This window comes from Shewanella pealeana ATCC 700345, assembly GCF_000018285.1.
Classification (GTDB): Bacteria; Pseudomonadota; Gammaproteobacteria; order Enterobacterales; family Shewanellaceae; genus Shewanella; species Shewanella pealeana.
Genome location: NC_009901.1, coordinates 2,152,179 through 2,166,942 on the forward strand (window position 1 = coordinate 2,152,179; position 14,764 = coordinate 2,166,942).

Sequence of the window (14,764 nt, forward strand, 5' to 3'; positions counted from 1 at the left end):
ATCTCTCAATGACAACATCTCCTAAAAATGAAGTCTGGACTGTATTTAAGCGTCTGCTGGGCTATTTAAAGCCTCTTAAAGCAGTATTAGCTTTTGCCATCATTGGTCTAATGATGTACGCCCTTGTCGATGCCACTTTTATCGCGGTGATCAAACCATTTATCGATGAGGGATTTGGCGGCCAGGCTGGTCAAGCAGCGCAAGCTGCTGGCGGTATTACAAGTGTTGATTTTGGCACCAGCGGCGGATTTAACTCAAGCAATGATGTATTGTTAATGGCGCCGTTTGTGGTAATCGCCTTATTCTCGCTACGCGGTCTAGCAAACTTCCTATCGACCTACTGTATCTCTTACATGAGTGCGCGGGTGATTATGGATATGCGCCAAGAAGTGTTCGAACATTACTTGACCCTACCCGTCAGCTATATGGACCAAGAAAATACCGGTAATTTGATCTCACGTGTCACTTACGACACTGAACAGATTGCCCGTGCATCGGGTAGTGCACTTATCACCATAGTACGTGACAGTATTACTGTGATCGGCATGATCGCCATCATGTTCTACTTCTCATGGAAATTATCATTAGTTATCTTAGTTATCGGCCCAATCATCGGGCTGGTTATCGCAGTAGTTAGTCGTCGTTTCAGAAAGGTCTCTAAACAAATTCAAACTGCTATGGGTGGGGTCACTGCAGCCACTGAACAGATGATTAAGGGCCATAAGAATGTGCTGTCTTTTGGTGGCCAAGAAACAGAGGCAAAACGCTTTGCTAAAGTAAACGACCAAAATCGTTATCAAACTATGAAGCTGGCAACGGCTCAGGCTATCAGTCAGCCATTGGTGATGATTATCGGCTCGTTTGCGTTGGCATTTGTACTTTATGCCGCCAGCATTGATAGTATGAAGGCCGAGCTAACAGCGGGTACGTTTGCTACCATCCTAGGTGCGATGCTTGCCATGTTACAGCCGATTAAAAACTTAACCCGTGTTAATGCTGAGTTCCAGCGCGGTATCGCCGCCTGTACAACGGTTTTTGAGCTGTTAGACACCAAGCCTGAAAGTGACACGGGTACTCTAGATGTAGAGCGTGTTAAGGGGGAGCTTGCCTTCAATCACGTGAACTTTAGCTACCCTGGTCATGAGAAGTTGGCGCTTAACGATATTGACTTTAAAGTTGAGCAAGGCCAAACCTTAGCCTTAGTCGGTCGTTCAGGATCTGGGAAATCAACGATTGCGAGCCTAGTTACTCGTTTCTATACTGGCCTTAAAGCGGGCGATATCACCCTAGATGGGCAAAACATCGATGACTATAAGCTTAAAACCTTACGAAGTCAGGTTGCGTTAGTCTCACAGCAAGTGACACTGTTTAATGACAGCATCGCCAATAATATCGCCTATGCGTATCCCGGTGTTGCGACTCGTGAACAGATCATCGAAGCGGCAACCTTAGCCCATGCGATGGAGTTTATCGAGCCAATGGAGTTGGGATTAGATACCCAAATTGGTGAGAATGGCGTAATGCTTTCTGGCGGTCAAAGGCAACGTATCGCGATTGCACGTGCGATATTGCGTAATGCGCCAGTGTTAATTCTTGATGAGGCCACATCCGCGCTCGATACCGAGTCTGAGAAGGCTATTCAACAGGGACTTGATAATCTACGTCAAAACAGAACTTCAATCGTGATTGCACATCGCTTATCGACCATTGAAAGTGCCGATCAAATTTTAGTGGTTGATCAAGGTAAGATTGTCGAGCGTGGCACCCATGAGTCGCTGCTTGCCAAAGGCGGCGTTTACGCTAACCTGTATCAGATGCAGTTTGGTAGCTAGATGCAGTCTTGGGTTAATAAACTATGGTATCAGAGCCATCCGCTTAGATTTGCGCTATGGCCTCTGACCCTGCTATTTGGTGCTGTCAGTTGGCTAAGACGGTTGCTCTTTAGCTTAGGGCTCAAAAAAGCGACTAAATTACCCGTTCCCGTTATTATCGTGGGAAATATTACCGTTGGTGGCAGTGGTAAAACTCCCACTGTGATCTATCTTATCGAGTTACTCAGAAGTCACGGCTTTAAGCCAGGCGTGATAAGCCGTGGTTACGGCGTCGAAATCGAGGGCGTAAGATCGGTATTGCCTGAAGACAAGCCTGCCAGCGTAGGCGATGAGCCTGCGATGATAGTGTCGCGCACCGCAGTGCCCATGGTCGTTGGTGCTAAGCGAGTCGATGCGGCTAAACATCTGTTGGCAGAATTTGATGTCGATATTATTATCAGTGACGATGGGCTGCAGCATTACCAATTGGCTCGAGATATCGAGCTTATTATTCTTGATGGAGAGCGGCGGTTAGGCAATGGCATGTTACTACCAGCAGGACCGCTGCGCGAAGCGGCTTGGCGGTTAAAAAGCGTCGATCAGGTTATCGTTAATGGAGGTATTGCCCAGAGCGGCGAGCAAGCGATGCTGCTTGAGCCTTCGAAATGGCTACCGGTTTCACCTGTGCATAATGGCAGTTTGCCACCGAGTCAGTCACAGCCTTTAGTGGCTATGGCAGGTATTGGTAACCCACAGCGCTTCTTTGATACGCTACAAGCACTGGGCTATTGCGTCGAACAAGCGCAAGCATTTGACGATCATAGCGCTTATAGTGAAACAGCGCTTAATGAACTGGCAAATGGTCGTTTGTTGGCGATGACAGAAAAAGATGCGGTGAAATGTCGCGATTTTGCAAAAGATAACTGGTGGTCTCTCGCGGTAGATGCGAAGCTATCTCCCTCATTTGATAAACAACTACTGGCCAAAATTGATAGGTTGGTAGCAGATAAGTAAAGGCATTCGAAATGGCATTTGATAAAAAATTACTCGAAATCGTTGCGTGTCCAGTGTGTAAAGGCAAACTTGAATTCAACAAAGAAGCCCAACAGCTGATCTGTAAAGCCGATAAGCTGGCTTATCCAATCAATGACGGTATTCCGGTATTGCTAGAGAATAAAGCAGAGCCATTGGCCGAATAAGTTTTGAGACCTAATAAAAAAGCGCCTTTTGGCGCTTTTTTATATTTCATATCAATAGACATGAATTATCGCGTCACCGTTTTCCAGTTTTTAAGATAGCAGCACCATTACCTCATCTTTAAGACCATCTGAAAAATCCAGAACCACTCTCCGTACCATTCTTCATAAATTCGCATTTTTTACTCAATAAATCGTTTCAATTACTTAGAAGTGGAAATGATTAAAAAATGCACGATCGATCAAAAAATGATCAACTACTGTTTGTAATTTAATCTCGCACTTTGGTAGTATGCCGCCAAGTTGCTCTGGCTATCCCAGAGCCTGCGTGGGCTACGGCTCCTTGAATATGATCTTGTCATCATTTTCATACTTGTAATTCCAAAATATAAAATTTGTCATTAGACAGGTTTAATTAAGTTCGTTCGACTCTTAGGGGTAATGATATTTGAATAACGAAAATGTCACATTGGCATCGCATTCGGCTGCCAGTCTTTTGAAGCTATCAGCCACAACATTATTGGCTTTTTCAGCCTTCACCTTTTCTACATTTTCTATTGCCGCTCCTGTAAGTGATGCTAGTTTTTCTAGCAGCCTGAGGAATAATAGCTCGGCCAGTCATGCCCATGGCTATGCTCAAGGTCATGCTAATGGCCGAAAAGCAAATCCTCATAAGCAACAAGCTGAAGAGCAGACCTTAGCTCTTGCCAGTCGTATGGCTGAGTTTCGTCAAGCGAGTAAATCAAACAAGCAGCAGCTTAAACAAGAGCTGATGTCACAAGCTAGAGCGCGTCAGTCTCTGCTGGCTGAGCTGGTTAAAACCGATCCTGAAGCAGCTGTTCGTGCGGTATTACCTGAGTCAGCTAGAGCGGGTATGCCAAAAGATGTTTTGGCTATGCTAACGCAAAAGCGTGAGCTTACTGGTGAACTTGAACTGTCATATGTCGATTATGAGGATGCTAGTCAGAGTAAGCTGCGTCACTCGTTAATGACCGATAATGGCTCTGTAGAGCTACATCTTCCTGAGGGAGTAAAGTTTGAACAACTTAAAACAGGCTCTCGCATCAAAGCTAAAGGCTGGATGTTTAAAGGGGCTAGTGCTGAGAAAACTCGATCCAGTGCGTTAGTGCTTAACGATGAGAGTGATAGTTTAGCGCTTCTTGCTAGTACAAATACAATGAGCGTTTCAGCATCTAGCTTGCCTAATACAATAGGTGAGCAACGCACATTGGTCGTGCTGATTAACTTCCAAAACAATACCAATCAGCCTTGGACTGTAGAGGAAGCGAAAGAGCTCGTCTTCGGTACAGTCAATGACTTTTATCAAGAGGCCTCATATGGGCAAACTTGGCTAAGCGGTGATGTGCTAGGTTATTTGACTTTACCGATTGATGCGACATGTAGAACTAATGATATAGATAATTATGGTCGTCAGGCGGTAATCGATAGTGGCATTGACGTTTCTGACTATGACCGCTGGGTTTACATCTATCCTGAAAATACGGATTGTGGCTGGACTGGGCAAGGGACAATCGGTGGCAGTCCATCGCGCGCCTTCATTAATGGCTCAATGACGTTACGTACCGTTGGCCATGAACTAGGGCATAACTTTGGTTTGCATCATGCGAAGGATTATGACTGTTCAGAAGGTGTATTAACGGGCCGCTGCATGTCATTTGAGTATGGCGACACCATGGACATTATGGGGAAATCCGAGGTAACGGGTCATTTCAATGCGTTTAGCAAGCAGCAACTTGGCTGGATCACCTCATCAGCAGGTGAAGTTATCACTGCTGAAAATGATGGAAGTTATCAACTTGAGCCTTATGAAACTTTACCAGCAGGTAAAGCGAAAGGAATAAAAGTAAGGCGTGGAACCGATTCCGATACCGGCTTACCTCTGTGGTATTACCTTGAGTATCGTCAGGCGATAGGCTTCGATGATTTTCTTGCGGGTAAAAATGGTATTACCGACGGTGTGGTATTGCACCTTGCAACGGAAAACGATATGCAGAGCAATCTGCTCATCGATATGACACCAAACAGCGGTATTTATGATTTCGATGATGCTGCTTTACTGGCGGGAACTAGCTATACCGATCCTGATGCAGGTGTAACTATCACCACTGAATGGGCCGATGCTTCGGGGGCGAGTATCAATGTTAGCTATTCAGGTTTGAGCTGTGTTAAGGCTAACCCTAGCTTGTCATTATTACCTAATGAAAGTGCATGGGTAGAGGCGGGGGAGACTGTTAGCTACCAAGCGACAGTAACCAACAACGACAGTGAGGGCTGTGCAACATCGGGGTATGAGCTTACAGCACTGGTACCTAGTGGCTGGGCAGCGACACAAGACAATCTCAGCTTGGCGCCAGGGGCGAGCAGTACAGTAAGCTTGAATGTGACCTCGGCTGATACCGCTACGGATGGTTTCTACGATATCGCCATAACTGCGGTTGACACTAGCGACAGCGAGTACGCTCAGACAGGCATCGTCAGCTATGTTGTTGACTCGCCAGCGGAGGCCTGCGTAATGGCAAGCCCAAGATTTGTCTTGTCGGTCGATAACAGTGGTGAACTGGCTGCGGGAGAGGTTGCAACTTATAGTGGAACCCTAACTAGCCAAGATAGCAGTAGCTGTTCAAGCAGTAATTTTGATGTGACTGCGAATGTACCTGCTGGTTGGAGTGCTGATACCCTTGGCGTGAGTTTAGCCCCGGGTCAGAGCCAAGTTATTAGCTTAAATGTAGAGTCATCTATTGATGCACAGGATGGCACCTATGATTTCGACCTTAATGCCCAGAATCGTGCCGATAGCCGTTATATGGGTCATGATATCGCAAGTTATAGGGTTAAGAGTCCACTACCTACTTGTACATTAGCCGCACCTTCGATTGTGATTTCTAATCCTCAGGGGGCTGAAGTTATCGCTGGGACGCAGGTGAGTTACAGTGCGACAGTGACTAGCCAAGATAGTGAGGCGTGTTCAGAGGCTGTATTTGATGTGTTTGCCGATGTGCCGAGTGGTTGGAGCGCGAGTCGGGCACAGGTGACGTTAGCACCGGGAGCTAGTACTAAAGTCAATATTAGTGTGACATCGGATACAGAAGCCGAGGCTGGATCATTTAACATTGGCATTAATGCTCAAAATGCGAGTGAAACTGCGTATTTAGGTAAAACCAGTGTGAGCTATACGGTTAAGTCTGCTCCTAATACGGCGCCTGTGGCGGTAAATGATAGCGTGACTATGTCATCTAAAACATCTGTGGTTATCGATGTGCTAGCAAATGACAGGGATGCTGAGAATGATGAACTGACCATTGTTTCTGTGAGTCAGGGGGCAAAAGGAAGCGTACAGATAAACGGAAATGGCCAAGTGGTATATTCACCAGCCAAAAGTTTTAAAAGCAGCGATAGCTTCAGTTACACCATTAGTGACGGTGATAAGACCGCTACTGCAACGGTTAGTCTAAGCTTAAGTGGCTCAGGTGGCGGCGGAAATGGTAACGGCCATGGTAACGGTAAAAAATAGCCTGTGATATGGCTTTGGTATTGAGTTTATCTCTCCTAGCGAATGATAAATAAAGAGGGCGACGGTATATACCGTCGCCCTCTTGCTAAGTTAAATATTAACACTGACCTGAGTTCTAGTTAATTTCCTTTGTTAACTGTTACTCAACTGTATTAACTTCAACAGCCACGCCATTGACAATCGGCGTACCTTCATCATCTTCTACCACAGCGACAACTCCGTCGACTCCAGCAGATAGGAAGGATATTGGGTCTGTGTTTTCCACACCAGGTGTGAGCTCAATCGTAAAGGCACAGGTATAGTTTTCACTACCTGAACCGCTATAACCAAGTACCGTACCTATAACACAAGGTGAGTATGCCACGCCTGCATGCTCTCCACTGGCCGCATTGAGGATCATAAACTCAGCGTGTGGATTGTTATGGGCAACTGTTACACCCTTCACAGTGAGTTCTGTTAAGGTCACATTCTCGACACCGGCATTAGTTAGCTCTAACACCACTAGCATACTGGTTGCGAACGCCATATCGGTATCAGGGGCTTGCGGTGTAAAGGTCACAGTTGCATCATTGGATGCATCGACATTTTGGCCGTCTTCATCGACACCTCTAATGGTGGCGATATTGGTATGAGTATCACCCGCATTACCCTGTAATCCTTTGGTGATATCACAGCTTGCGTACTCGCCAGGCTCTAATATAAAGCCGTTAAGTGCAGTCGGAGAGATAGGATTACCATTTTTACTGTCGACCGTACATTGGCCTGTAAGAATGCCGAATTTATCATCGGTCAGAGTGGTGAAGCTTACATCATCGACACCGGACGAATTGACGCTAAAGGTAAAGTTATAACTAACATTACTGTAGTTAGTTGGATCGTCACCGGTCTCTAGCACCTCTGTTGGAGTTGCAGTCTTAACTAGTGTGATTGACGATGGTACATCACGGATATCGACCATTGCCGAGTCATTACCTGTGGCCTGATCATTTTCATCATCGATCGCAGTCGCGGACACTGTATTGGAGTGCAGATCGCCAGCATCACCAGCAATAAACTTAGTGAACTTACAGGTATAAGTGCCACCGAGCGCGATACTTGTAGAAATACCTGTACACTCATCGGTGAGGAGATTACCAAAGTCGGTATCATTTAGCACTGTGAGAGCTAGAGGTGAGTCCCAGAACGCCGCATCATTGTCGACCGTAACGGTAAACTCAACATTTGCTCCAGGCTCTAATACTTCCGTAGGGTTTGCCGTCTTGGTCACGGTAATAGCGGGTGGTAGGTTAGTGATCTGCACTGTGATCTCGTTACTACAGTGATCGCCTGCAATACTATTAACGGCCGCACAGCTATCACCATCAACGACAGCATCACCGTTCTTATCTATTAGTGCTAGCTTGACGAGGTCATCATAAAACTGCGGACTCTGATCATTAGGCAAGTCTCTGTCAACAATATGTACCGTGAAGGCACAACTGTAGGAGCCGCTTGGTAATATCTCACCACCGTTAGCAGGCATTGAACAGTTTGTCGCGGTCATGTACACGCCATCTACATTAGGGTTAACAGCGACAGGACTGCCCCAAAGATTGATAGAGGTATCGAAACCACCTTCTCCGCCGATATCAATCTCATCACTTAGTGACGTGATAAACAGTGAGGTTTGTGGATTGGGGTTGGTAAAGCTTACGGTATAGCTAAATGTTCCACCGGGCTCACTACGTGAGGATTGGCTGGTTAGGGCTTTTACCACGGTAGGCGGGGTAGGCTTGATAAATACATCAATATTAAAGGTGTCACAGTTACATTTTGATTTGTTATTAGGGATCTGACCCGCGTAAGGGTCTTCTTCATAGGTACAATTGCTGCGTTCGATATTATCCCAGGCCGCACAGTAGGTGAAGTCGGCTTGATTGTTGCCATCGGCGTCAGTACACAACATGGTGATTGGCTCGTTGGTGAGCACATATTCATCAGGGCCTAAGGCCTTAGTGATATCACCACATTGGTCGCCGTCTAGCTGAACATCGGCTGTCTGAGTGCTGTCACCTGGGATAGGTAAGATCATGCTACAGTTACGAAGACCTTGACCTTGTACAACCTGTGGGCTTTGCTCGGTCAAAGGCAGATAGAAAGTGGTGTCCCAACGTTCATTCGCGTTAGTTCGCACTGTCACATCGGCATTGAAGGTGAACACTTGTCCTAGGTTACACTCGGCGTTAGGGTCAGTAGGAGTAACTCTCGTGATCTCGACGTCATTCGCGGTACAGTTTAATGCGTCCTGAGCAAGTTTATTACCCGCTTTCATCAGGTAGGCGTCGGCCATACAGAATTTCGTGGGGTCTTCGCTCATGCCGAGCCAGTCATAGGCCGCAGCATTTGCTGTGCTTAGACTCGTCACCCCATAGAGGGTCGTTGAGCTTATGAGCGCAATACCTAGTGCGCCAATAAGTTGTTTGCATTTAAATCGTTTCATAATATTTACCATCATAATTAAGTGAATATGGATAAAACGTGCTTGGTTTTGGTCAATTATTTCCAATAAAAACATTACTTTTTGTGTGTCAAAGTTTGACGTAACACCATCGTCACGTCACAGTCGGAGCTTTGCCGATAAGACTGATTACCTAACTGAATAGAGCGCTAGCTATTTACTTCAGAAAGGGCGAATTCAAACTTATGCTAAGAGAGTAAGCAAGCCCTAAGCCATAACCGTATGTTAATGAATTCATTGGTAAATACTTGGGTTTTCATTGTTTTCTTGGAAGGATATGTTTCAGGGGTGAAACAGGAATAATTAGGGCGTGGGTTTAACTGATTGTTTGTATGAGAGTTCTTTTGTAATAGTGTTCAACTTGAGGCTGTAACGCCTGTTACACTTGGTGCAACTCTTTACTGAACTCTGAACTCTGAACTCTGAACTCTGAACTTAGTACTCGGCCTCTAAGAATAAGTGTGTTTAATAATGGAAAACCAGATCTAAATATTGCTTAGCAAATCATAAGTTGAACTTACTAACTGATTTAATTTAATAAGCTGTTTCCAGCAAGTAATGGCAAGATATATTGCGGTAAAACAGGTGTTTAAATACAGGATTTAAAGATGGGCAGTTAAAGATGGGCAGTTAAAGGGGGATAGTTAAAGGGGGATAGTTAAAGATGGCATTTAAAGCCCTTGTCTAGCCAAAGGGGCTATCACGGGGAAGGAGTTATTATCAGAAAGGAGCTGTGGCTCCATACTGGTATCATGAGTTCTAAGCTGGAGTTGTAGAGTCTCGCGATGTATTCACGGACTTTTCACGGACTATTCATGGGCTATATAGCTTATTAGTCACTTTTCTGGGGATTTGCGAGTAGCTCATCGATCAATAACGCGAAAGTTTGATAGCTCTGAGCGCCGACAACCAGTTTGGGTGAGATTAATTGACCGTTTTCGACCCTACCAATCACGAAACTTGGCGTTCCTCGGATCCCTAAAGAGGATCCATAGGCCACATCTTGATCAACCTTACTGGAGACTGTTTCATCGATAAGGCAATCTGCAAACATAGTCATGTCTAGCGATAAGTTACTGGCCGTTTGTTGATACAGTGCATCATCGAGTTGCTGCATATTCTTGAACAGTGAGTCACGCATCGGCCAGTATGCATTTTGTTGTAGGCTGCAGTTTGCGGCAATGGCGGCGCCTTTAGCTTTAGGGTGGAAGCCCAGTGGAAAGTCGCGAGTGAGATACTGAATCTTGCCTGTATCAATATAATTTGATTTTAACTTGGTGAATGTTTGATCGATAAAACGTTTGCAGTAAGGGCACTGGTAGTCTGAAAACTCGATAATTGCCAGTTGAGCTGCGGTGTCACCCAGCAAGGGCAGTCTTCCATCGTCATTAAAGTTTGTTTGGGTGGGGAGGGTTTTATACTGCGGCTTTTGAGATCTCATCGCAATGGTATGAATATCTTTAACTTGGTTCCCAATCGTAACCATATCGCTTTTCAGCTGTGTGATCTCCTGCTTGAGGGAGGTTATCTCTTGTTGTAACTGGGCATCATTTTGTGGCTGACAGCCTGTGATAAACAGTGGTGTCAGCATTAACGCTATAAACAGGCGCTTATATATTAACATTGTGGGGTCCTCGACTATTCAAGTGGATTCGAACAGCCATCGCTAGAGTTTAATTTTGCATTTCTTGATCAGACGATAGAAGGTGGTTCTGGAGATCTTGAGCTCGCGCGCCGCAGCCGAAATATTGTGGTTATTGCGTTTGATGGCATCGAGTAGTAGCTCGGTATCGATCACCACCCTATGCTGAGCTAAGTCAACCACATCGTGTTCATCCGGGTTAATATTGGTGATTTTGATCCCTAAATCCGCTGCAGTTAATTGATCGCTACTCGCCATGATAATGGCTCTATGTATGCGGTTCTTGAGTTCCCTCACATTGCCAGGCCATTCATAATCGAGCATGGTATCCAGTGCTTTTGGGGTCAGGGTGTATTTGTGATGTTCGGGACTGAACAGATTAAGGTACTCATTCGCGAGCAGCGGAATGTCCTCTTTATGCTGCCTAAGACTCGGTGCGTGTAGGTGCAGTATATTGATGCGATAATAGAGATCTTCACGAAAGCGCCCCTCTTCGACAGCGGTTTCAAGATTAACATGGGAAGCGAAGATTATTCGACAATCAATGGCTATGTTCCTGCTGCCGCCGAGGCGCTCGATAATATGCTCTTCGAGAAATTGTAGCAGGTTCACTTGAGACTCTAATGTAAGATCACCTATCTCATCTAAAAACAGGGTACCTTTATTGGCTCTTTCTATATGGCCTATGTATTGTTTGTCGGCGCCAGTAAAGGCGCCTTTTTCGTGGCCAAAGAGTTCAGAGTGGATCAAGCTTTGAGGTAAGGCTCCACAGTTGATAGTGATGAAGGGACCAATTTTTCGCCTTGACTGATTATGAATTAAATGTGCACACAGTCCTTTACCCGTACCGGTTTCGCCACTGATCAGCACGGCCTCATCTGATGTGGCTACTTTGGTTATGTTGCTTCTTAAATTGTTGATGGAACGAGAGTCACCCAATAATGGTGTTTTTTGGCCGAACTCAGTGCAACCCTTTTGCTCTTTCTGTTTTAACAGTGCCATGCCATAAGCATGCCCAAGAGTCTGGTTAAGATGGTTCCAGTCGACGGGAAGGTGGTGATAGTCGGTAAAATAGTAGGGTAGGCGAGAAGTGAACTTTACATCTACTGCGTCGATATCGATTAATACGGCTACCCAGATAATGTTCTGTTGACGCTGATTGAGCTCATTGATACAACTTAGAACCTGATGCTGAATTCCTTTGGATATGACTGCTACAGCAACCTGAAAATTGTATGCTTGCGCTGCCTTTTTCGCACAGGAAAGTGTATCGGCGACAATGCAGTGCCAACGAAACGGTTTGAGTTCTTTATCATAGCCAAAAAACTCACCAGCAAGGTCAAGCACAAGGAGTTCTCTACAAGCAATGGGCCTCTTATTTTTAAATTTATTCACGGTTCTCCTTTAGAGAAACTCTGTGTCGGCGCCCTCAATGGCTAACTATCGATGTTTAAATTTTAGGTAGGATCTGGCGGAACGCAAGTCGAAAGGTAGGTAAAAATGTCGTATTGTTGACGTTTGGTGATATTTTGACGTTGCGTGTGTCGATGTTGGCTTTGAATCAGATTTTATCTTAGTTCCACCAGATTTAAGCTGAGGTAGAAGTGAAGCTCATCCCTGAGCTAGGTTTAGGTATTTTACCAATTGCTGGTATTAATATGCGACGGGCAGTGCTGGGCACTGACTAGGATTGCTTGGTACGTACTTAACTCCGTTTCCATCGGCAACTTTCATGTTATTAAAGGTATCTAACAAGGTTTTGTAGTGATTTTGCGCTGCGGCATCTGTACCTTGCCACGCAGCGATTGCAGCAGAAACGATATCTGCGGTAGACATAGTGCCTCCACCTGGCATCATTAACACGGCGTCACCACCGAGGCGATACTCAATATTGAACAAAAATGCCAGTAATTGCTGAGCGAGCTGCTCTCTTGGATCGCCGCCGCCATTGCTATCAATCAAGAAATGAGACACCTCGGCCTTGACCGTACCGGCACCTGCAGAGATCCCGTCAGTGACTTTGTCATTCTTGTAAGCGGGATCGACTAAAGTACCATTAGTGAACATGCCATCAAATGGCTCATCACCTTTACCGAAATAGCTAGTCTCACTGTCATAAGGATCTAATGTATTGATATAACTTGTGACAAAGGCTGTCTCCATTTCGCCTAAGCCATTCTTGTTATGCCAATAACCTTTAGTACCGAAACTCGCTTCGTTGAAGCAGATATTGGTGAATACCACATCACCGAGAGGGTCGCTGCTATTGTCTAGATAGGCATTACCCATAATAGGTGGTTGCCTACCATCGGGGCCGCTGGCCTCGGAGCGCACATCAAACTCAATGGTGATACTTGATGTCGCCATCCAGCCTTGCGCTGTTGCTTCCTCTACTTGATAGTAGTCTGATGGATACTGAGTAAGCGGTGCATCACCATAACCGTTTGGTAATAGTACGCCAAAGGTCATCTCACCGTTGGCATCGGTCATTCGATTTGCATAACCGTTTTCTAGGATCGGGTCTGCAGTGAGTCCAAAACGTGCAACCACTTCGGCATACACATCACTATTTACTGTGCTACTAATTGTATCGGGGACTGGTCCACCATTGGATTCCAACAAACTTGGGGCATATTTTAATCTAACAGGCCAGTTGGCTAGCCCAACTTCGTTACCATCTTGGATACCGTTATTGTTAGTATCGAAGATTTTTTTCACTTTAATATTGGCAAAACCCACCTGACTTAAGGTGATAGTAATTTGCGGGTCACTACTGACCAAAGGCTCAACACCTAAGGCTGCAGGTATAAAGTCAGAGAACTCATTACTGGTATGAGGCGCTAAACCATCATCAAACAGGTCTGGACAAGGCATTTCCATGACAAAGCGCTGAATAAAGTCATTAGCGTCGTCGCCATCCCAAAGATTAGGGTCCTCGGGGCCGGTATTGAGTGAACTGAAAGCCTGGTAGTCATGAACATAGCCAGAAGTGGTGAAATACTGACTGTTAAGGTTTTTGTCTTGATCTTCGGTCCATCTGAAGTGGTCTAAAGACCAGATATCATTTAACTGGCCTAGAGCTTCTTTGAGCAAAATAGTGGTTGGATCGCCACTTGACTCATCATTGGTATTATCGGCATTACGGACATTTAAACCATCTTCGATACCATATTGCCATTGCCAGATAAACTTCTCGCCTAGGTCTAAACGGCAGTTTAAGTTGGCGTCGTGATAGTTACGTAGTGCAATAATACCAAACTGCGGTTTTTTCTCTTTTACCTTAAAATTATCGGTCTTGGCGAAACGAGGAATAAAGCCGTGGAAGTTTCCTGCTTGATAACCCTCTTGGTTAGGCTGATTCGCAGCTCCCATACCGCCACCGTCATCAAACTCATTAATGGGATCATAATCACCAACAGGTGTTATCCATGCTTTATAAACGCCACCATTATTGGGTGTATCGTCATAGGGGTAGAGTTGAATAACCATGGCATGCAGGGGATCGCCGCCGTGATCTATATCGGAATTAAATTCGTGAACCGCCATGGTTTTGTTACCATTGGTCGGGTATTCAGTACAGGAAACTGCTTGCCAAACGCCTTTTTGTTTGACGTAGTTTGTTCCGCCCGCACCTGGGTACTCGGTGATGACACCATTTTCGATTTTAATCTCACGGCAACTAATATGGTCTCTAGAGAGTAGATCTTTACCGCTGGGATCGGTAACTTGGAAGTAGTAATTGCCATCAGGAAGTGCTGCGGCAGAAGCCGGAGCATTCATTCTCGGTCCACCATCAAGATAGACTTCGAGTTTACTGCCATATCTCACATTCTCATTAACTATGCCACCGTCGTCAGTGGTCGTGAAAATTGCACCCGATAGAGCGTTAGCCCCTATCGGCAGCCCTGCAAGGACAAGCGCTGCGAACATAGGTAAGACTGAGAATCGAGGTTTACTGCGAATATTCATAATAGACACCTCATTCATCGCATTGTTTGTACAGATTTAATACATATATGGTGCCAATAATTTATTTGATATTATTCAAATGGTTATGTTTTTCTTGGATGAGGGAGTGTAACAGGT

At 45.4% G+C, this 14,764-nt stretch carries 8 protein-coding genes; 4 read left to right on the top strand and 4 right to left on the bottom strand.

The window, feature by feature from the left end:
• Positions 1-8 precede the first annotated feature (8 nt).
• The 4 genes from msbA to SPEA_RS09310 all read left to right on the top strand — a co-directional run bounded on the left by msbA (position 9) and on the right by SPEA_RS09310 (position 6,539).
• Positions 9-1,832 (top strand): lipid A export permease/ATP-binding protein MsbA, encoded by a 1,824-nt coding sequence (msbA, locus tag SPEA_RS09300; protein ID WP_012155013.1) that lies wholly within the window; start codon positions 9-11, stop codon positions 1,830-1,832.
• On the top strand, positions 1,833-2,825 hold the full coding sequence (lpxK, locus tag SPEA_RS09305; RefSeq protein ID WP_012155014.1) for a tetraacyldisaccharide 4'-kinase: 993 nt from the start codon (positions 1,833-1,835) through the stop codon (positions 2,823-2,825). It abuts the gene before it with no gap.
• Positions 2,826-2,836: 11 nt separating this feature from the next.
• Positions 2,837-3,010 carry a Trm112 family protein gene (locus SPEA_RS22745; RefSeq protein WP_012155015.1) on the top strand — a complete coding sequence of 58 codons (174 nt, stop codon included), beginning with the start codon at positions 2,837-2,839 and terminating at the stop codon, positions 3,008-3,010.
• A gap of 445 nt (positions 3,011-3,455) precedes the next feature.
• Entirely contained in the window at positions 3,456-6,539 is a 3,084-nt protein-coding gene (locus tag SPEA_RS09310; protein WP_012155016.1) for an Ig-like domain-containing protein, read from the top strand.
• Between the two features lie 139 nt (positions 6,540-6,678).
• Here the strand turns inward: SPEA_RS09310 and SPEA_RS09315 are convergent, their stop codons facing one another.
• From SPEA_RS09315 to SPEA_RS09330, 4 genes are all read right to left on the bottom strand, one after another.
• Positions 6,679-9,018, bottom strand: a complete 2,340-nt coding sequence (locus SPEA_RS09315) for a hypothetical protein (RefSeq protein WP_190272099.1) — start codon at positions 9,016-9,018, stop codon at positions 6,679-6,681.
• 850 nt (positions 9,019-9,868) lie between these two features.
• Positions 9,869-10,660 carry a thioredoxin domain-containing protein gene (locus tag SPEA_RS09320; RefSeq protein ID WP_012155018.1) on the bottom strand — a complete coding sequence of 264 codons (792 nt, stop codon included), beginning with the start codon at positions 10,658-10,660 and terminating at the stop codon, positions 9,869-9,871.
• A 42-nt stretch (positions 10,661-10,702) separates the two neighbouring features.
• Positions 10,703-12,073 carry a sigma-54 interaction domain-containing protein gene (locus SPEA_RS09325; RefSeq protein ID WP_012155019.1) on the bottom strand — a complete coding sequence of 457 codons (1,371 nt, stop codon included), beginning with the start codon at positions 12,071-12,073 and terminating at the stop codon, positions 10,703-10,705.
• 258 nt (positions 12,074-12,331) lie between these two features.
• Positions 12,332-14,647, bottom strand: a complete 2,316-nt coding sequence (locus tag SPEA_RS09330) for a hypothetical protein (protein WP_012155020.1) — start codon at positions 14,645-14,647, stop codon at positions 12,332-12,334.
• Positions 14,648-14,764: the final 117 nt, after the last annotated feature.

What these genes read in the sequence shown, in the direction of transcription:
- msbA (WP_012155013.1), top strand. Translation starts at nt 9, where the DNA reads ATGACAACATCTCCTAAAAATGAAGTCTGGACTGTATTTAAGCGTCTG.
- lpxK (WP_012155014.1), top strand. Translation starts at nt 1,833, where the DNA reads ATGCAGTCTTGGGTTAATAAACTATGGTATCAGAGCCATCCGCTTAGA.
- SPEA_RS22745 (WP_012155015.1), top strand. Translation starts at nt 2,837, where the DNA reads ATGGCATTTGATAAAAAATTACTCGAAATCGTTGCGTGTCCAGTGTGT.
- SPEA_RS09315 (WP_190272099.1), bottom strand. Translation starts at nt 9,018, where the DNA reads ATGAAACGATTTAAATGCAAACAACTTATTGGCGCACTAGGTATTGCG.
- SPEA_RS09320 (WP_012155018.1), bottom strand. Translation starts at nt 10,660, where the DNA reads ATGTTAATATATAAGCGCCTGTTTATAGCGTTAATGCTGACACCACTG.
- SPEA_RS09330 (WP_012155020.1), bottom strand. Translation starts at nt 14,647, where the DNA reads ATGAATATTCGCAGTAAACCTCGATTCTCAGTCTTACCTATGTTCGCA.